The organism is Hwanghaeella sp. (genome assembly GCF_965227365.1).
Taxonomy (GTDB): Bacteria; Pseudomonadota; Alphaproteobacteria; order UBA8366; family Aestuariispiraceae; genus Hwanghaeella.
The window spans coordinates 1-19707 of record NZ_OZ245754.1 but is presented as its reverse complement, the minus strand read 5'-3'; the positions used below and the strand labels follow the sequence as shown (position 1 = coordinate 19707).

18 protein-coding genes are annotated in these 19707 nt (G+C 61.5%); 6 read left to right on the top strand and 12 right to left on the bottom strand.

Annotated features, from left to right (window positions below; translation table 11 throughout):
- Window positions 1–33: 33 nt before the first annotated feature.
- Window positions 34–1311: a Rieske 2Fe-2S domain-containing protein gene (locus ACQK2G_RS00090; RefSeq protein WP_425402969.1), complete on the top strand. Its 1278-nt coding sequence runs from the start codon at window positions 34–36 to the stop codon at window positions 1309–1311.
- A gap of 27 nt (window positions 1312–1338) precedes the next feature.
- On the opposite strand, the gene ACQK2G_RS00085 is transcribed toward ACQK2G_RS00090, so the two are convergent.
- Both ACQK2G_RS00085 and ACQK2G_RS00080 read right to left on the bottom strand, forming a co-directional pair.
- On the bottom strand, window positions 1339–1890 hold the full coding sequence (locus ACQK2G_RS00085) for a MarR family winged helix-turn-helix transcriptional regulator (RefSeq protein ID WP_425402968.1): 552 nt from the start codon (window positions 1888–1890) through the stop codon (window positions 1339–1341).
- Between the two features lie 97 nt (window positions 1891–1987).
- Window positions 1988–3433, bottom strand: a complete 1446-nt coding sequence (locus ACQK2G_RS00080; protein WP_425402967.1) for a TrkH family potassium uptake protein — start codon at window positions 3431–3433, stop codon at window positions 1988–1990.
- Between the two features lie 344 nt (window positions 3434–3777).
- On the opposite strand from ACQK2G_RS00080, the gene ACQK2G_RS00075 reads away from it, so the two are divergent.
- Window positions 3778–4860 (top strand): PLP-dependent cysteine synthase family protein, encoded by a 1083-nt coding sequence (locus tag ACQK2G_RS00075; RefSeq protein ID WP_425402966.1) that lies wholly within the window; start codon window positions 3778–3780, stop codon window positions 4858–4860.
- A 62-nt stretch (window positions 4861–4922) separates the two neighbouring features.
- Here ACQK2G_RS00075 and ggt read toward each other — a convergent pair whose 3' ends face one another.
- From ggt to ACQK2G_RS00025, 10 genes are all read right to left on the bottom strand, one after another.
- Window positions 4923–6509, bottom strand: a complete 1587-nt coding sequence (ggt, locus tag ACQK2G_RS00070; RefSeq protein ID WP_425402965.1) for a gamma-glutamyltransferase — start codon at window positions 6507–6509, stop codon at window positions 4923–4925.
- A 136-nt stretch (window positions 6510–6645) separates the two neighbouring features.
- A complete protein-coding gene (locus ACQK2G_RS00065; protein WP_425402964.1) occupies window positions 6646–7635 on the bottom strand; it encodes a 3-hydroxybutyryl-CoA dehydrogenase in 990 nt (329 codons plus the stop codon).
- Window positions 7632–8774, bottom strand: a complete 1143-nt coding sequence (locus tag ACQK2G_RS00060) for an NAD/NADP octopine/nopaline dehydrogenase family protein (RefSeq protein WP_425402963.1) — start codon at window positions 8772–8774, stop codon at window positions 7632–7634. The genes ACQK2G_RS00065 and ACQK2G_RS00060 overlap by 4 nt, the downstream gene beginning before the upstream one ends.
- A complete protein-coding gene (locus tag ACQK2G_RS00055; RefSeq protein WP_425402962.1) occupies window positions 8750–10042 on the bottom strand; it encodes a TRAP transporter large permease in 1293 nt (430 codons plus the stop codon). Before ACQK2G_RS00055 ends, ACQK2G_RS00060 begins: the two co-directional genes overlap by 25 nt.
- Before the next feature lie 18 nt (window positions 10043–10060).
- Window positions 10061–10642, bottom strand: a complete 582-nt coding sequence (locus ACQK2G_RS00050; protein WP_425402961.1) for a TRAP transporter small permease — start codon at window positions 10640–10642, stop codon at window positions 10061–10063.
- Window positions 10643–10675: 33 nt separating this feature from the next.
- The gene (locus ACQK2G_RS00045) at window positions 10676–11689 is read right to left on the bottom strand and encodes a TRAP transporter substrate-binding protein (protein ID WP_425402960.1); all 1014 of its coding nucleotides are present in this window, start codon (window positions 11687–11689) and stop codon (window positions 10676–10678) included.
- 15 nt (window positions 11690–11704) lie between these two features.
- Window positions 11705–13222, bottom strand: coding sequence for an AMP-binding protein (locus tag ACQK2G_RS00040; RefSeq protein ID WP_425407600.1), 1518 nt, complete (start codon window positions 13220–13222; stop codon window positions 11705–11707).
- 48 nt (window positions 13223–13270) lie between these two features.
- A complete protein-coding gene (locus ACQK2G_RS00035; protein WP_425402959.1) occupies window positions 13271–14536 on the bottom strand; it encodes an acyl-CoA dehydrogenase family protein in 1266 nt (421 codons plus the stop codon).
- Window positions 14537–14538: 2 nt separating this feature from the next.
- Window positions 14539–15294, bottom strand: a complete 756-nt coding sequence (locus tag ACQK2G_RS00030) for an alpha/beta fold hydrolase (RefSeq protein WP_425402958.1) — start codon at window positions 15292–15294, stop codon at window positions 14539–14541.
- The gene (locus ACQK2G_RS00025; RefSeq protein ID WP_425402957.1) at window positions 15294–16340 is read right to left on the bottom strand and encodes a hypothetical protein; all 1047 of its coding nucleotides are present in this window, start codon (window positions 16338–16340) and stop codon (window positions 15294–15296) included. Before ACQK2G_RS00025 ends, ACQK2G_RS00030 begins: the two co-directional genes overlap by 1 nt.
- A gap of 238 nt (window positions 16341–16578) precedes the next feature.
- Here ACQK2G_RS00025 and ACQK2G_RS00020 point away from each other — a divergent pair, with 238 nt between their 5' ends.
- From ACQK2G_RS00020 to ACQK2G_RS00005, 4 genes are all read left to right on the top strand, one after another.
- A complete protein-coding gene (locus ACQK2G_RS00020) occupies window positions 16579–17106 on the top strand; it encodes a flavin reductase family protein (protein WP_425402956.1) in 528 nt (175 codons plus the stop codon).
- Window positions 17075–17665, top strand: coding sequence for a MarR family winged helix-turn-helix transcriptional regulator (locus tag ACQK2G_RS00015; protein WP_425402955.1), 591 nt, complete (start codon window positions 17075–17077; stop codon window positions 17663–17665). The genes ACQK2G_RS00020 and ACQK2G_RS00015 overlap by 32 nt, the downstream gene beginning before the upstream one ends.
- A 400-nt stretch (window positions 17666–18065) precedes the next feature.
- Window positions 18066–19208: an ABC transporter ATP-binding protein gene (locus ACQK2G_RS00010; protein ID WP_425402954.1), complete on the top strand. Its 1143-nt coding sequence runs from the start codon at window positions 18066–18068 to the stop codon at window positions 19206–19208.
- Window positions 19205–19707 (top strand): ATP-binding cassette domain-containing protein (locus ACQK2G_RS00005; protein WP_425402953.1); only part of this gene is annotated, 503 nt, incomplete at its 3' end. The genes ACQK2G_RS00010 and ACQK2G_RS00005, both read left to right, overlap by 4 nt.

Below are 19707 nucleotides of genomic sequence, written 5' to 3'. Positions count from 1 at the left end.
ATATCTAACAAAAAATATCGCTGGAGGCGGAAAATGCTTACGCAGGAGGAAAACGAGCTGTTGTGCCGTGTCGAGGGCGAAGCCCCCATGGGCCGGTTGATGCGCCGTCATTGGATTCCTGTATGCATGTCGGAGGAAGTCGCCGAGCCGGACGGCACGCCGGTACGGCTCAGAATTTTGGGTGATGAACTGGTCGCCTTCCGCGACACCGACGGTCGTCTTGGCGTCTTGGACGGGTATTGCCCGCACCGCCACGCGCTGCTGGCGCTGGGCCGCAACGAGGAATGCGGCCTGCGTTGCCTGTATCACGGATGGAAGATCGACGTGACCGGCACGGTGACGGAAATGGCGTCCGAACCACCGGAAAGCGCCTTGAAGGAAAAGGTCAAACACCGCAGCTATCCGGTTCGCGAAAGCGGCGGTTTCGTCTGGGCCTATTTGGGGGACGAAGCGGACATGCCCGCTTTCGACCCGCCGCCCTTCGCCCATGACGAGACCGATCAGGTCAGCATTCTGAAGATCGCGATTCCCTGCAATTGGGCCCAGATCCAGGAAGGGCAGATCGACTCGGCCCATTCTTCCTCGCTGCACCATTCCGACATGAAACCGGCACGGGTCACCGGCGCGGAGGCGGATGACAAGAGCTGGTATCGGCCGTCAACAGACAAGTCCCCCCGCCTGCAGATCGAACGCACGCCATATGGCTTCCACTACGCCGCCATTCGCCGGCCGATCAAGAATGCGGCAACGCACGACTATATCCGGGTTACCGAGTATATCGCGCCCTTCGTCTCGCTGATCCCACCGAACAACCTGTACAACGTCGCATCGGTCATCGTCCCGATGGACGACACGCACAGCTATTTCTACTTCATCGCCTGGGGCGACCCGGAACGCTGTATCGGAACACAGGAGTGGCGGCGGTTCTGCGCGGCGGAACCGGGCGTCGACCTGAACCCGGATTGGAGCCCGGTGCGCTGCCTGGAAAACAATTTCCTGCAGGATCGCGCGCTGATGAAGGACGGCAACATGACGGGAATCAAAGGCATTCCGAACCAGGACATCGCCATGTGGGTCGGGATGGGCCCGATGGTCGACCGAAGCAAGGATATCCTTGGGGCGTCCGACCTTGCGATCGTCGAATTCCGCCGTTTGATGGTGGATGCCGCGAAGCGGATGGCCGATCATGGCGACGCCCTCGGCACCGGAGACGACGTGCCGCCGCGGGCAACGATCCAATCCTATCAGGAAGTCTTGCCGAAAACTGTGGATTGGCGAACCAAGGTGGCGGGGTCCGCGGCCGCGGAATAGCCGCCTCTCGTTCCGTCGGCCGGAACCCTAGATATTCTGCAGCCGGGTTGGCGGCACCTTCTGCCCGGCCAACAGGGACTGTTCCTCGTCCTTGTCGAGGTTGACCGCCATCTGCAGCAACACCCTGCGAACCAGATCGACCTCTTCCGGGGCAATGCCCGTCATCGAGGTTGCGTTTACCTCTTCCGCCAAGGGCTCCAGTAGTTTGCGCGCAGCCCTGCCGGCCGGTGTCAAATGTACGATGCGCTTCTTGCGGTCGCCGTCCGGATGATGGCGCGTCACATACCCCTTCGCTTCCAGTTTCGCGAGCGCGGTATGTGTCGTCGACTGCATCAGGCCCGCACGATCGCTCAACTCCCTTTGGGTCAAACCGTCATTGTCCCACAGGATGCGCAGATAAACCCATAGGCCGAACTGAAGGTCGTGTTGGGCCAGACGAAGCTGAAGCGACCGGGTCAAACCGCGCGCCACATAGCGGATAAGATGGGCCATGCGGTCATCTTCCAGATGTTCCGCGGCCCGTCCGACAGGCTGGGCTTGGTTGTCCTGTTTCAACTTGTTCGCCTTTTCGTGCTGCACGGGATGCTCCGCATTAATCCTGCCGACCCCGTCCCTAGATGCCCAGTTTAAGGATGACTGACAAGGGCGGCACGGCATGGAACGTACGGCGCCGGGGTCAGTAACGCCAAAAATCCCGATCGAACGCAACCAGCAGGGCCAGGATTTCCAACCGCCCGGCCAACATCGTGACGGTCAGCAGAACTTTCGCCGGGTCGGTCAATGTCGCGAAGTTCCCAGCCGGTCCGATGACATCGCCCAAACCGGGACCGACATTGGTGATCGCCGTTACCGCCGCCGAATAGGCCGTGACGATGTCCAGGCCCATGAAGCTCAACCCGACCGTCACGACGGCGATGGTGCCGATGAATACCGCGAAGAAAGCGAGAACCGAAAAAGCGACCTCTTCCGACACCGCCTTGCCGTTATAGGAAAGCGGGACGACACGGTGCGGACTGATCAACCGTTTCATATGCGCCCGCACGATGATGTGCAGGATCTGATAGCGGTAAATCTTGATGGAACCGGATGTCGACCCCGTGCATCCGCCCATGAACATCAATACCAGGAACAGGCCGGAAGCCCCGTATCCCCATTGCGTGTAATCTTCCGTTGCAAAGCCGGTGGTCGTAACCACGGAGGTGATGTTGAAGGCGGTGTCGGCAAGGGCCTCCTGGATCGAAATGTCCCGTGTTTCAGCCTGCCAGACGCTGACTGCTAGGATGATCAGCACCAGGGCGAAGAAGAAAACCCGGACCTGGGAATCGGCAAAGAGCGCCTTGGGATAACCTTGGACCGATTTGATATACAACAGGAAGGGCAGCGCGCCGCAGAACATGAAGAATGTCGCAACCCATTCAAGACGCAGATCATTGAAATAGCCGAAGGAGGCGTCATGGGTGGAAAACCCGCCGGTGGAGAGCGTCGCCATCGCATGGGTCGCCGCATCGAACCCATTCATGCCGAAGGCATAGTATAGAACGCCGCAGGCCGTGGTCAGGATCAGATAGATCAACATCAGCATCCACATCGTGGTCAGTGTGTTCGTGACCTTCTCGGAAGACTTGTCCGAGCTTTCGATCTTGAAGAGCTGCATACCGCCGACCCGCAGCATCGGCAGCATCAGGGTGGCCATGGCAATCACGCCAACCCCACCGATCCATTGCAGCAAGGCACGCCAGAGCAATAAACCCGGGGGCAGACTGTCCAGGCCGGTAAGTATTGTCGCCCCTGTCGTGGTGATGCCGGAGACGGCTTCGAATAAAGCGTCTACAAAACCGATCTGGACACCCAGCATCGGGATCGCTCCCAGAATGCACACAGTGATCCACCCCAAAATGGTCACCAGGAACGCTTGGCGCAGGTCCAGCGTCAGCGGTTCATGCCGCATCGTCGACAGCAGGAGCAAGACGCCGATGAAGACGCTCAACAGCGAGCTGGCCAGGAAAGGTTTCCAGTCCGGGTTGCCGACGGTGATATCCAGGGCCGTCGGCAGAGCCAGCAGCACACCGATCATGGTGGCAATCCAACCGATGATATGAATGACGGGGCGAAAATCGATCATCTGACGGCTTGGCCAAAATTTGGAACAGAGCAAGATAAGGTGCTTTCGGCGCTCCTTTCCCGCACGCCGTCCATACTCCCGCCGAAGCAGCGCCACAAGCTTACAAGAATCCAGACGACGGGCACCATAAGAAGTCGGCCGTCTAGCTCTGGCCGTAACCGTGACCGTGACCGTGACCGTGACCGTGACCGTTGGGAAGAACAGAAACGACAAAGGTCGGAAAGCTTTTGGCGCGGTAATGTGCTAGGAGAAGCGCAATCGGCTGGGCGAAGCCGGAAAAAAGACCTATCTCATGGCCATAAATCAATGCCCCGGCCATGGGGTTGAAAAACTGGAGGTGAGAGATGTCAGGCAATACGTCCGTAAGGACCACATCGGGCCGCGGCCAGGTTTACGAAAGCGTTCTGGATACGGTCGGTAATACGCCCGCGATCCGGGTCAACAATCTGGCACCCGATCACGTGGAACTCTACGTGAAGGCGGAATTCTTCAACCCGGCGGCTTCGGTCAAGGACCGCCTGGCCGTCAGCATCATCGAGGAAGCGGAGCGCAGCGGCGCCCTTAAACCCGGCATGACGGTCGTGGAAGCCACCAGCGGCAATACCGGAATCGGTCTTGCGATGGTTTGCGCGGCCAAAGGCTATCCCCTGGTCATCACCATGGCGGAAAGCTTTTCCATCGAACGCCGCCGGTTGATGCGGTACCTGGGCGCCAAAGTGGTACTGACGCCGAAGGCGGAAAAAGGCTTCGGCATGTACAACAAAGCGAAGGAACTGGCGGAAGCCAATGGCTGGTTCCTGGCCAGCCAGTTCGAGACCGACGCCAACGCCAAGATCCACGAGAATACGACGGCGCGGGAAATCCTGGCCGATTTCGACGGTAAACGTCTGGACTACTGGGTCACCGGCTATGGCACTGGCGGCACGGTTTCCGGCGTCGGTCGTGTCCTGCGCAAGGAACGCCCGGATACCAAGATCATCCTGTCCGAACCGGCGAACGCCCAATTGGTCGGCAGCGGCAGCGAACAAGGGCGGAACGACGACCGTTCGCCGGCACACAGCCACCCGGCCTTCGAGCCGCATCCGATCCAGGGTTGGACCCCGGATTTCATCCCCTATGTCCTGCAGGAAGCGCTCGACAACAAATACTATGACGAACTGATCCCGGTCGCCGGACCGGACGGCATCGCCTGGGCACGCAAACTGGCGGCGCAGGAAGGCATCATGACCGGCGTTTCCGGCGGGTCCACCTTCGCCATCGCCATGAAGATCGCCGAGAAAGCCGAACCCGGCACGGTCATCCTGTGCATGCTGCCGGATACCAGCGAACGGTATCTCTCCTCCCCGCTCTTCGAGGGGATCGAGGAAGGCATGACGGATGAGGAAATCGCCCTTTCCAAATCCACGCCGGGATATCAGATGGGCTGACCCTGACGGAGTACGGGCCACCGGCGCATATGCGTTCCGGTGGCCCGTATCCTTTCGCGGTCCTAGTAACCGATCGCCAGACCGTCCTTGCGCGGATCGGATCCGCCGGTCAGGACGCCGCGGTCGTGATCGATGAACACCGCCTGGGCACCGCCGAGCGCCGTGCCGACCAGCTTCATCGCGTGCCCCCTATTGCTCAACCCCTGCAGCACCGACGCGGGGATGCTGCGTTCCACATCCACCTGGGCGCCACGGGCAAAAACCCGGGGCATGTCGATAGCCGCCTGAACGTCCATACCGAAATCGACGACATTGCTGACGACCCGGCACTGGCCGTAGGGCTGATAATCGCCGCCCATGACGCCGAAGGACATCGCCACCTTGTCGCCCTTGGTCATCATCCCGGGCATGATCGTATGCATCGGCCGTTTCTGCGGCCCGATACAGTTCGGATGATCCGGATCCAGGTTGAAGGAACTGCCGCGATTCTGGAACACCACACCGGTCTTCGGGCAGACATGCATCGAGCCGAAGGAGTGGTAGACGGAATTGATAAAGCTGACCGTGTTCAGGTCCTTGTCGACGATCGAGAAATAGACCGTGTCGGAGGTCTTGAGGCCAAGATCGCCAATATCCGTCATCGCGCGGTCGGGCGAGATCTTCTTGCGCAGATCACCGGCCCAGCCCTTGTCCAGAAGCTGGTCGAGGGTGACGGTCATGCTGTCCAGGTCCGCCAGATACTGATCCCGCATGCTATAGGCGATGCGGCCCGCCTCGATTTCCAGATGCATGCGCGCGGCCGAGACCGGATCGAGATCCGCGATCCCGAACCCTTCCAGGATGTTGAGCATCAACAGCGCCGTGACACCCTGATTGTTCGGCGGCACCTGATGGATGTCGTAGCCGCGGTAATTCGTGCTGGCCGGGGTGACATAATCGCCGCGCGCGGTGGCGAAATCCTCAAGCGTGTGCAGACCGCCAAGGCCGCTCAACGTCTCCACCATCGCTTCGGCCACAGGCCCTTCGTAGAAGCCCGCCGCCCCTTTCTCCGCAATGACCTGCAGGGTCTTGGACAGCGCAACCTGCCGGTGGATATCGCCTTCCTTGGGAAGCACGCCGCCGGGCAGGAAAATGTCCTTCATCGGCGCGCGCGACCGCAGCACGTTCTCGACCTCGAGCCAATCGAAATAGACGCGACCATGCACGGGATACCCGTCACGGGCATAGCCGATGGCCGGTTGCAGAAGGCTGCCGAAATCCTTCGTTCCGTAATCGCCGTGGACGCGCGACCACGCCTCGATCGCACCGGGCACGGTCACGGAATCGACCGAATGCGTTTCGATCTTCGTGGCGCCCTGATCCTGATAATGCGCCAGCGTCGCGGCCTTGGGCGAACGGCCCGAACCGTTATAGGCCTTCACCTCCGAACTGCCCTTCGGACAGAACAGGACGAAACAGTCGCCGCCGATACCGGTCATCTGGGGTTCCACGACCGCCAAGACCGCCGCCGCGGCAATCGCGGCATCAATGGCGTTGCCGCCGTCGCGCAGAATGTGCAGCGCCGTCTGGGACGCCAGCGGATGCGAAGTCGCGACCATGCCGTTCTGCGCATGGACCGCCGACCGGCCCGGGAAATGAAAGTCTCTCACCGAAAGCTCCGATTACTGATTTGGGTTGGCGCAACCTATTGCATTCCCGGCGGGACTTAAATGCCGTCGGGCTTCACATCTTCTTTGCTCAGTGGCCGCGCAACAAGCGCCAAAAGTACCGGATATGCCGCGTGGATCAAAGAACCGGCGGTTTTGTCGCACCAAGCATCGTCAACATGTCGACAAAACCGGCAAGCCGGCCTTTCCTGTAGGCGTCGATATCCATATCGGAATAGTCCAGGAACCCCGCCTTTGCGCTGAGTCCGACGCGGCCGGCCGCCATGTTGTCCTCGACGATTTTCGGCGCGGCGAAACGCTCGTCCTGCATGGCGTCGCGCATGTACCTGCTGGCATAGAACAGGATGTCGCCGCCGCCCCAATCGATGAATTCCAGCAGGCCGAGCACCGCGAACCGAAAACCGAACCCGTATTTCGTCGCCTTATCGATATCCTCCGGCGTCGCCACGCCTTCCTCGACCAGTCGCGCCGCCTCGTTCATCGCCAGCGCCTGGATGCGCGGGACGATATAGCCCGGACTGGCCTTGCAGACGACCGGGACCTTGCCGATCCCCTCCAACAGCGCCTTAAGCCGATCCACCACCGCGGGATCGGTGGCGGCGCCGGGCGACAGCTCGACAAGGGGAACGAGATAGGCCGGGTTCAGCCAATGAGCGTTCAGGAAGCGTTCGGGTGGCGAAACCATCGCCTGCAATTCATCCGCCAGTATGGTCGACGTCGTGGAAGCGACGATCGCATCCGCCGGCGCGGCCGCGCTGACAATGTCGAAGGCTTCGCGCTTCGCCTCCAGCGTTTCAGGCACGCCTTCGAAGATCACGGCGGCATCGCTCAGCGCCGCAGCCGCTTCCTCTCGGCCGGCGACGCTGATCCGTGCGGCAATTGTCTCGACAGATCCTTCCGGCGCCAGGCCCAGATCGACCAGCATCCGAAGCGTACCGTGAATCTCCACCTCGGCTTCACGCGCGAGTCGGTCAAAATCCTCCGCGGGGCGATTCTTCACATCGATCAGACGGACGGGGTGGCCGGCATAGGCGAAGACGATGGCGACGCCCCGGCCCATCCGTCCCGCGCCGACCGCGGCGATCGGCGCGCGCTGCTGATCCGTCATGACAGCCCCTCTTGCATCAGGTTTCGCATTTCTTCCCTGGACAGACCCGCGAGGCCCGCCGATTCCAAGGTCCTGCCGGATTTCCGGAAATCGTCCGAACAGATCGCCGATCCGATTGCGAGCAAACCGGTCGCCGTCGGCGCGGGCACGCCGGCCCAATCGGCCACCGACACCAGAAACGCGAGGCCCACGGCCACGTCTTCCCGCATGTAGCGGTGCTCGGTCAGGACCAGATGTTCGCGCCAGTCGCCGGAATCGACCAGCCGGTCATGGGCCATGTTGCCGTACATCCATTCATCGCCGTCGGGCGAATAATGGTCTGCCAATGGGAAATGCGGCGCGCCGTATCCCAGTGCCTCGCGCACGGCGATGCGTTCCGCATCCAACCGGTCCGTGGTGCGGCGGATCGCCGGCTGGGTTCCCTCGTTGTGAATGTCCCAATGGTCGAAATGTTCGATCGGACCCGCATTCATCGTGATCAGCGGCGGGTGTATGATCGGCCCCGCATTCATCAACGCACCCGACAGCCCGTCTCCGGCATCTTCCGCCGACGGGAAGGCCGCGCGGATGACGGCAAGCGCATGGTCCTTGAGGCGCAACGGGAAAACACCCGTCGGCAGGCGCGTGGCCCGCGTGGTGATTGCGATCGTGCTGTCCCCGTGCCGGCGCGTCAGCCAGGGCAGGGTCCCCGCTTCCGCGAAGGCGACATCCGCGGTCGAGCCGGCATCGCGCAGGATTTTCGCCATCAGGTAGGAGCCGAAGGACCCGGGCGGCAGAAAGACGACCTGACCGTTTTTCAGATGCGGCACCATAGCCCGCGCGATATCGGCTTGTGCCGGTGCCGGGGCCGGGCAAACGATGAGCGCCGCGCCGGCCAGGGCCTCACCGATATCGCTGGTGGCCATGGCGAGTGTCACTGGGCGCTCGCCTTTGAAATCCTTCAGAACCAGCGTGTTGCCCGCCGCGTTGAGGGCGTCGATCGCGCCGGCATCACGCCGCCAGAACCGGACATTATGCCCCGCCTCCGTCAAATCGACGGCCGCCGCATGCGACCCGTTACCGCCCCCAAGAACCGCTATTTCCACGCTCCGTACCCCTTCAAGTTGGAATTCGTTCAACCCATCGTCGACGGCAGCCACAGCGCCAGCCCCGGCACCAGGATCAACAGGATGATCCGGACGATATCCATGGCCACGAAAGGCAATACGCCGCGGAAGATGACCCCTGTGCCGATATCGCGTACGACCGCCTTCAGCACGAATACATTCAGTCCCACCGGCGGGGTGATCAGGCTGATTTCGATCGCCACGACCACGAAAATACCGAACCAGACCAAGTCGACGCCCAGAGCCGCCACAATGGGATAGAAGACCGGCACGGTCAGCAGCATCATGGACAGGCTTTCCAGCACCGCGCCGAGAACCAGATAGATCAGGAAGATCACCAGCAGGACGGCAACCGGTTCCGCACCGACGGCCTCGATCAGGCTCTGCAGGTCGCCGGGCATCCCCGCCAAATTGACGAAGTTGGAAAACATCAGCGCGCCGAACAGGATGAAGAACATCATCGTCGTCATCTTGACCGTATCGACCAGCATTTCCACTAGTATGGGAAAGGTTAACCGCCCGCGCGCCAGGACCAGAAGAAAGGCACCCCCGGCACCGACGCCGGCCGCTTCCGTGGCGGTGAAAACGCCCAGATAAATCCCGCCCATCACGGCAGCGAAGAGCCCCAGCACGCCGATCACGCCTTTCAGCGCGCGCAGGCGGTCGGCGAGCGGCATAGGCTCCAGCCGTTCCGACGTATCGCGCATGAAGGCGAGCGAGATCCGCACCGCGATCATGTAACCCAGGATGCCGACGAGGCCCGGAACGACACCGGCCAGAAACAGTTTGCCGATATCCTGCTGCGCCACGATCCCGTACAGCACCAGGATGACGCTGGGTGGGATCAGGATGCCGAGTGTTCCGCCCGCGGCGATCGACCCGGCGGCAAGACTGTCCGCATAGCCATAGCGCCGCATCGATGGCATGGAGACCCGGGCCATGGTCGCCGATGTGGCGAGCGAGGAACCGCAAACCGACGAAAACCCGCCGCAGGCGACGACCGTCGCCATCGGCAACCCGCCGCGATAATGCCTCAGCCAGGCATTGGAGGCCGCATAGAGTTCGTCCGCCAGGCCGGCGCGCACGACGAAATTGCCCATCAACACGAAGAGCGGCATCACCGACAGCGTGTAACTCATACCGTTGTCGAAGAAGACCTGCCCCAGCATCGACATGGCGGGCACCGTGCCGATGATGGCGACGACGCCCAGAAAACCGACGATGGTCATCGCAAAGGTGATCGGAACGCCGAGCGCAATCAGACCAAGCGTGCAGGCGACTCCCAAAATCCAATCAAGCATCGTCGGTCCGATCGCCGCCTAGAGGTCACGGGAACGGTCGACTGGGGCGCTGCCGCCGCCGACCGGGAAAAGCGGTGGTCTTCTGGAGATCAGAAGCCGTATGCCGCGAAGAATGAGATAGACCGCCGACACGGCGGTCAGGGCGGAAAGCAGATAAGCGATCGGCCCCTTCGGCAGGCGCAGGAAAATGGTGACGTCCCCATAGCTCGCAAGCTGTGCGCCATGCTCGTAGATACGCCAGGCGACAAGGGCCAGGGTGACGCCGCCGATCAGGGCCGCGCCGGCGGATTGCAGGCGACGCGCCATGCCGCGCAAGCGTTCCGTGATCAGCGATACGGAGATATGACCGTCTTCGAAGCAGACCAGTGGCAGCCCCAGAAAGATCACCACGGCGAGGGCGATTTCCGTCACCTCGAACGCCCCCGGCAAGGGCGCTGAGAAGAGATATCGGCCGGCAACGTCAATCACCGTGACCACCATCATGCCGAAAACCAGCAGGGCCGCGATACCGCCCAGGACGCGCCGAAGGATCCGGACCACCGGCCCGGCATCCTCCGCCGTCTTCGTTGCCTGTTCGGGTTCGGGCCGGGAATCCGTCATGATGTCAACGCGCCCCGACCCGAGTTCCCGCCGTTACTCACCAGCGACACCGGCCTTCAACGCCGTCAGCGCAGCCGCCGCGTCGACGCCTTTCTCGGAAATGCGCTTCAGCGCCTCGGCCTCGACACCGGCCAGCTTGGCCTTGATCGCGTCGGCGGCCGCGCCTTCCGGACGCACCAAAGTGATACCCTTTTCCTTCATGGCGTCATAACCGCGCTGATCGGCCGCGTCCCATGCCTTGCCCGCTCGCAGGGCGAGGGATTCGCCGGATACACTCATGATCGCCGTCTTGTCCGCGTCACTCAGCGCATCCCACTTGGCCCCGTTCATGACCACGAAGAAGGAGACGTTGTAGAGACCGCCGTCCACGACCAAGCCGGTATCCACCACGTTCTGGATGTTGAAGAAGGCAACGGATTCGGCCGGGAACTGGATGCCGTCCGCGACCCCGCCGGAAAGAAGCTCATAAGCCTTCGTCACCGGCGCCTGGACCGGCACCAGATCGAGTGCCATCGCCACGTCCTGTGCGATCCCGCCACCGATGCGGATCTTCGATCCCGCGATGCCGTCCAGCGAGGTCAGGTCCCTGCCCTTCGTCCACAATTGCCCCGGTCCGTGCGTGAAGACCGAGAGAACATGCGTGCCCTTATGCTCGTTCGCACCGGCCAGATATTTCTCATGCACCCGCCAGTAGGCGACCGAAAGCGCTTCCGACGTATTCGACAGGAAGGGCAGTTCCGCGATCGACGTGGCCACGAAACGGCCGGGCGTATAATTGTGAACGCCATAGGCGATGTCGGCCACGCCGTTCACGGCGAAGTCGAAATGCGCCGGCGGCGGCCCCAAAGGCGCCTTCAGCAATTCCAGCACGACGCGGCCTTCCGTCGCCTTGTTCACGTCCTCGATCCACGGCTGTATGATGTCGGACACCAGCGGATGACTTGGCGGCAGCCAATTGGCGACCCGCAACGTCGTCTGCGCAGAAGCAACACCGGTACTTGCAAAGAGACCCGCCGCGATGGCCAGGCCCGCCAATACTTTCTTCATCCTGTCTACTCCTCGTTAACTCGCCGCTGGACCCAGCTCCCCCACAAGCTCCCGCACCGTGTCCAGTTTGACTTTCCCCATGGCGTTGCGCGGGAGCGCTTCCACGATAAACACGTCCTTCGGATGTTTGTAGCGCGCAAGACGTCCTTCGAACGCCGCGGCGACGCATGCCGGTGTCATGCCCGGGTCGTCGCAGGCAACGACCGCCACCGGCGCCGCCCCCCAACGCGCGTCCGGACGCCCGACGACCGCGACCTCCACGATGCCGGGCACCTCACGCAAAACTCTCTCGATCTCCGCCGGATAGATGTTTTCTCCGCCTGAGATGATCACATTCTTGACCCGATCGCGAAACCACAACCAGCCGTCTTTGTCCCGATGGGCAATATCGCCCGAACGGAACCAACCGTCCCGGAACGCCGTCGCGGTCTGTTCCGCGTCGTTCCAATAACCGGTGGCGACATGTCGGCCGCGCACCAATATTTCCCCCGGTTCGCCATCCGGCACATCCTTGTCGTCCGAATCCACCAGCCGGATTTCCGTATGCAGACCGGCCCGGCCGATCGACCCGAACCGGGTACGGGCGTCGTCGCTGCGCTGATAGACTGCGACCGGCGCCGTTTCCGTCGATCCATAGACCTGAATGACCGGCAGATCACGAGCATGGAAAGCTTCGATCAGGGCGGTCGGCACATCGGTCGAACCGGTCGCCACCACGCGCAGGGAGGAAAGGTCGGTCGCCTGCCAATCCGGATGGCGGATCATCGCCTCCATCGTCGCGGGCACCTGAACGGTCAGGGTCGGCCGCAGTGTTTCGATTGCCTTCAGGGTCGCCGCCGGATCGAAACGGGCATGCAGAGTGACGGTGCCGCCGCAATGCAGGACCGGCGTCGTCTGGATGTTCAAGCCGCCGACATGGAACATCGGCAGGACCGTCAGCACATGGTCCGCCGCCGTCATGTCATGCATGTGCTGGGCGTTTAGCGCGTTGTATTGGATCGCGTCCTGGGTCAGGACCGCACCCTTGGGTCTGCCCGTCGTCCCCGACGTATAACACAGCAGAAGAGGGTCCTTATGCCCCCCTTCCGTCTTTAAAGGCGCATCGCCTGCCGCGCTCATCAAGTCAGAGAGCGACGGCATGCCATCCGACGAGAAATCCGAACCGACCGTTCGAAGACCTGGGATCGGGTCGGTCAGATGATCGCGAAAAGCCTGTTCGATGAACAGAACCTTCGCCTCGCAGTCTTTCAGGATAAAGGCATGTTCAGGGGCGGCCAGGCGCCAATTGAGCGGCACGATGCTGAGTCCCGCGCGCGCGGCGGCGAAAGTAAGAACGAGCTGCTCGGCGCTGTTCAGTCCGAGATAAGCGATCCGATCTCCGCGCACCAGACCGAGTTCCCCGGCCAAGGCACGGGCGGCCCGGTCGATTCTGTCGGCCAGGCCAGCATAGGAAATCTCCTCGCGCAGGGTGCGCACCGCCACCTTGTCGGGGCTGAAGCCGGCATGCCGGTCAATCCATCGTCCGATATCCATGCTCACTGCGCGCCGCCCGAATGGTCCGTCATTATCCTTCCATCATCCTCAATCGTCGGTTTCGCCCGGATTGTAGAGCGCCTCGCGCCCCATGCGGTCGAGACAGATCTCCGCCGTCCAGGGCAGCATCAATGCGCCGCAGCGGCTGTCGCGATAAAGACGTTCCAGCGGCAAGGTTTTCAGCATCGACTGACCGCCGCAGGTCCGGATCGCCAACTGGCTGATTTCGTTCGCATTTTCCATGACAGTGTATTGCGCCGCATAGGCCCGCAGAATCTGTTCGCGGGACGGATCTGCGCAGGCTTCGCTGATTGCCTGGAACCAAATCGCCTTGGTCTGTTCCAGCATCAGGCGCATCTGCGCCACTGCGATCTGCTTGGTCGGGAACATCCGGCGTTTCACCGGCGGCAGGCCCGGCCATTCACCGCGCAGGTATTTGACGGTGAAGTCATATGCGGCCTGAGCGATCCCCATATAGGTCGGGGAGAGTGTCATGAACATATGCGGCCAGCGCGTTGCCGCCTGATAATACACACCGCGGGGCATGAGTTGCTCGTCCTCGGATACGAAGACATCCTCGAAGATCAGCGTGCGCGAGACGGTTCCCCGCATGCCCAGCGGATCCCAATCGCCCACGACCTTCACGCCCTTCGCATCGGCCGGAACGGCGATATACATCGTATCCTTCCGGGACGGCTTTTCGCCCTCCTTCACCTCGCCACACAGAATGCCGTAAAAATCGGCGGATCCCGAGAGCGACGCGAAAATCTTCTTCCCGTTGATCAGCCAGCCGCCGTCGACCCGCTTGGCCTGGGTCGAGAACGGCGCCGCCCCTGCTGCCGCCGCGCCGCCTTCGGAAAACGGCTGGGCATAGATTTTTCCTTCATCGACGATACGGGCATAGTGTTTCACACGGCGTTCACGGTGGCGCTCGCGCGTCGCCGTGTCCATTTCCAGATCATCGGAAAGCGGCCCACTCCACAGGCACGAGCAGACATGCATGTTCCAGGTCAGGGCCGTGGCGCCGCAGTATCGACCGATTTCTGCGGCCGTCAGCATGTAAGCACGATAATCGGCGCCGAAGCCGCCATTCTCTTCAGGCACACAAACCCCGAGGAGACCGGCTTTGTGCATGTCGCGGTAATTCTGCATCGGGAAAATCGCTTCCCGGTCCCATTCTTCCGCGCGCGGGGCGAATTTCGACGCCCCGATATCGCGGGCGATAGCGGTCAGGTGCGCTTCTTTTTCCGTCAGTCGGAACGCTTTGGGGTCGAACATCGGCGCATCGGCCGTGACTGTCGTGCTGTCCGGCATGTTCAGTCCTCTCCTGCAAGTGAATCGATGAAACCGGCGACCGCGTCGGCAACCTCGCCGGGCCGCTCGAGCGGCGCCAGATGCCCCACGCCCGCGAGTTCGACGATTTTTGACCCGGGAATGGTCTCGGCCATCTTGCGCATGGTCTTCAGCGGCGCGTTGGTATCCTTTTCCCCGGCGATCAATAGTGTCGGCACGGCGATCCGCGCCAGATCATCGCGGCGGTTGAAAGTGACAAGGCATTTCAACGCCTCGCGATAGGTCGACTGCGGCAGGGCGGAGAGCCCCGCCTTCGCCCGCAGTCCGGCTTCCGGATGCGGATTATCGCCCAACAACTGCGGCACGAATTCCTCCGCCAGTTCCGGCATGGTCTGCCCAGCGTCCAAGGGCGCTAGGCGAGCCTCCAGAAAGGCTTTCTGGAAGGACCCGTCCCGACTGCCGAAGAACGAAGTGGTCCCGGACAGGATCAGCGACCGCACCCGGTCGGGGTGACGCGCGGCGACCTCCTGCGCGATCATGCCGCCGATGGAATGACCGAGCAGGTCGCCCTTGCCGATCCCCCTTTGATCCATCACCTGCACGACCAAATCGGAGAGGCGTTTGAAGGTAATATCCTGTTCCGCCGGCGCACCTTCATAACCCGGCATGTTCCAGGCGAAAGTCGGCACCCGGCCTGCCAGCGCTTGTTCAAGCAGCGCGAACATCGAGGCGCCAGCCCCGATCCCATGCATCAGGATGAGAGGGGATTGTTCCGCCATCACACAGCTGCCTCGACCAAGCGGCCTTCGTCGACGACCGTCACACCGTCCAGCGCGATCGTGCAACCGCGTACGGGGAGGTCGAAATGCCCTTTCGTGTATCGTTTGGCGAATTCGTTGGCCCCGGTGGAATAGAGGAAATTGCCCGCATAGCAGCGCAGTTCCGTGCCATTGGTGTCGCGCTGGTCATACATGGTCAGCGCTTCATAGCGGGCCGCCTCGTTCATGCCCCAACCGACATGGGATGTGGAATATGCGACCGGGTCGTCCCAGGCGGCGAAGTAGCGCCGGATAAGTTCGGCATCCGTGCCCTGCCCCTCGATTGCGGTCACGTAGTCATTTTCCAACACCAAGGTGACCGGGCTTTCGAGATAGCGCTTGAAGGTCAGGTTCACATCGCCCGCATCCAGAACCAGGCGTCCGTTGACCGAGCCGGCGGCCGGGAAGGAGACGACGACTCCGCCCGGCCAGTGAGCGACGGTCTTGGGCCGGTCGCACCAACCCCACACACCTGCCGTGACCGCGCCCGCCATGGTGACCGTCAGGTCCGTTCCCGCCTTGGAGGTCACCTGCATGCGTTCTGCCGCGCGCGCCTGCTTGACGGCGGCTTTCACCCTGCCTTCCATCGCCGGCTCCGGCACCAACCGCTCAAGCGCGTCGGGATGTTCGTTTGATATCATCATCACGCGCGCCCCGCCGGATAGGATCTGCGGCAGTTCGGGGGCGTGCAGCAATCCTTCCACGGTCAGATCGACGACAAGGCCGGCGGCCTTCAGACTTTCAAGCGCGGCGGTCTGCCCGGTAAGGGCGACCGAGGCCCCCGTGGAACGTACGGGCACCGGAGCATCCTGGCGTGGGGTCGGCACGACGACATGGAAAACCGTCGCGCCGGTGCGCGCCAACGCGAGTTCCGCAAGCTGCACGTTCAGAGAGCGGGACTGGGTTTCCGAAAGAATGGCGACGGCTTCGCCCGGCTGAACCTTGCACAGCTCGAACACGCGGTGGAACGCATCGACCCACTTCGCCTCTATCCGGTCGTTCAGCATACCTCTTGCCCCCAGCGCCCGGTTTTCCGGATCTTGGATAAGTGATCATGAATGCGGGTGGCGTCTGATGCACCATTTCCCGCCCAATCACCGCCCCTGCTCACAGCAATGATCGTTCTCGACTCTTACTCTAAGCGAAACAAAATTTAAATGAAAATGAATTATATGAAAAAGAATACTTTTATGTTTCAATACCCCTTGTCTCGCGAGCAAATCCGAACAAGGGACATGCCCAACCATGGGGAATAAAATTATATCAGACGGGAACGAACTCGATACGGGCGCCTTTCGAACGGCATTGGGGCAGTTCGCCACCGGCGTGACCATCGTGACCACGCGGGACGCCACCGGCGCGCCAATCGGCCTGACCGCGAATTCCTTCAATTCCGTTTCCCTGGACCCGCCATTGATCCTGTGGAGCTTGGCGCGGAAATCGATCAACCTCGCCGTCTTCGAGGCCAGCCCCCATTTCGCAATCAACATCCTCGCGGCGGATCAGAAGCTCCTGTCCGATAGGTTCGCGCGTCCGGTGGCCGACAGGTTTGAGAGCGTCGACTGGTGCGAAGGCGCGGGCGGCGTTCCGGTGATCGAAGGATCGCTGGCCAGTTTTGAATGCGCCGCGCATCGTCAGTTGGATGGCGGCGATCACGTGATCTTCCTCGGCCGTGTCTTGCGCTTCCGCGCGGCAGCGGCCGAGAATGACAAGGAACCCCTGGTCTACTACGCTGGACGATATGCCAAAGCCGACCGCCAAACAGCAGCGTGACGACGCGGACGCCGCGCCTGCCGCGGCCGAAGGCCCTTCGGACCCGGACATGCCGCGCCCATCAGCCGAGTCACGCCCCTTCGTCGACGACTATCTTCTCTATTTGATGGCGCGCGCCTCCGCGTTGGCCAGCGCCGGCTTCCACAACCAAATCCGCGAACGCGGCATGCAGGTTTATGAATGGCGCATCATGGCGGTTCTTTATGGAACGGCCGGCGTCACCGTCGGGGGTCTCGCCCGGCGCTGCCTGATCAAGCAGCCCTCGGTGACCAAAAATATCGACCGGATGGAAGAGCGCGGCCTGGTGCAACGCAGCCCCTCGCCCGACGACCGCCGGCAGGTCATCATTTCACTGACTGACCTGGGGACGGAGATCGTTGCGGATCTGGTTGGGCAAGCCAGGATCCATGAAGCCGCCGTGCTGGAGGATTTCAGCGCGGAGGAAGCGGACACCCTGAAACGGGTTCTGCGCCGGTTGATCGAGCGGCATAAGGAAGACAGCCCGACCGCTTTCGCCGCCACGTTGGCCGCCGCCAAGTCGAACACGTTCAGCGACTGACACACAAAACGCTGCCTCGACCCGCCGTTGCACGCCCGGGCAATCGCCGGCGACGTCGCCCGCGCAAACGGGACCGCGCAGCTAAGTCAGCGGCGCAATCGCATCCTCAAGAACATCAGTCCGACAGCACCGCCGCCTCGCCTCCAACTGGGTCAACGCAAGTCCCGTCAATTTTTGACGGCAGCGAAATTTCTGTTGCTGTTACGACTATTTTGTTGACTCAAAAAACAGTTCGGTAGCATCCTCACTTTATTGCAACGCAACAAATCGTGCGGGAGGCGAGTCAAAATATACTTTTCTGGTATATTTTTCAGTGCTTTGTGAAGGGCTTCGCGCACTTTGCACTGCGCCATAAATGAACTTCCCTCATAGATCAGCGCAAAGGAAACGAACTCGACAAATGGCAACCGTATGCTTTGAAAATGTCTGGAAGCGTTACGGGACCGTGGAGGCGGTCAAGCAACTTGAGCTGACGTGCAATCAAGGCGAGATGCTCGCGCTTCTCGGGCCGTCCGGTTGCGGAAAGAGTTCAATTCTGAAGATGGTTGCCGGCGTGGAAGATGTCAGCGAAGGGGAAATCACTTTCGACGGACATCCGATTTCCCATTTGGCGCCGGGCGCACGAAACATTGCGATGGTCTTCGAGGACTACGCCCTGTATCCGCATCTGACAGCCGAAGCCAATATCGCCTTCCCGCTCAAAGCCCGCGCGGTCCCGTCCCGCCAGGCCGCGGAAAGAATAGATGAAATCATCGCCCTGCTGTCGTTGGACGACGTGAGGCAGCAAAAGGTCAGCGGCCTGTCCGGCGGCGCACAGCAGCGCATTTCCATTGGCCGGGCGCTTGTCCGCGACCCGGAACTCATCCTCTTCGACGAACCGCTCAGCCATCTCGATGGGGATCAGAAAGTACAACTGAGATCCGAAATCAAACGGCTCCAGCAAACCGCCAACCTGACATCCATCCTGGTCACCCACGACCAGAGCGAAGCCATTGCAATGGCAGACCGGGTCGCGGTGATGGATCACGGCGTTCTGCAGCAAGTCGGCTCACCCCAAGAACTGTACGACACCCCGACGAATTTGTTCGTCGCAAATTTTATCGGCGAACCGCCGATGAACCTTTTCGAAATATCGATCCGGCAGGACGGTGCCCGTATGCGGGTCTCAAGACCCGGCTGGAGCTTCGATTTCGACGCCGATGCGTTTCAGACGATTTCCTCTCGCCTTGCCGATGAATCGGTCACGATCGGTTTCCGGTCGGAAGACGTCCGCATCATCCCGCAAGGGGAAATGAGCGGTGACGACCGGCCTTTGGCCGCCAAACCCGTTCAGGCAAGAATTGGATACATAGAGCCGAGGGGCGACAGCGACGTCTTGACCCTCGTCCCGACCGACGACGATGAGATTCATGCCGAAATAGAGGGACCGGCCGGCTTTTCCGTCGACGACATTGTCTTCCTGACCGTGGCACCGTCGGCCCTCCACTTCTTTTCGACAAAAACCGGCGCCTCTCTTGGGCGGGTCAAACGGACGGTCCAATGAACAACGACGGTCTACGCCTCCATAATGTCAGCAAGCGGTTCGGTGACAAACAAGCCTTGACCGAAGTTTCCATCGACGTCGCACCGGGCGAAGTGCTCGCCCTGACGGGACCGTCAGGGGCCGGCAAAACCACGCTGTGCAACTGTATTACCGGTCTCGAGGCACCGGATCACGGCAGCATCCGCCTCAACGGCGACGATTTGATTTCGCAGGCTCCCGGCGCAAGGCGGGCCGCTTTCCTGTTCGAGAGTTATGCTCTTTATCCTCATCGGTCGGTTTTTGAGAACGCGGCATCGCCTCTCCAGGTCCCGAACCGGGAACCGAACCTGACCGCGGCGGAATTGAAAGACCGCGTCGAGCAGCAACTTGAAACACTGGCTATCGGGCATTTGGCCCATCGTCTTCCGTCGGAACTATCCGGCGGGCAAAAACAGCGGGCCGCCCTTGCCAGGGCATTGGTTCAACATGAAGCAAAGATCACCCTGCTGGACGAACCGAT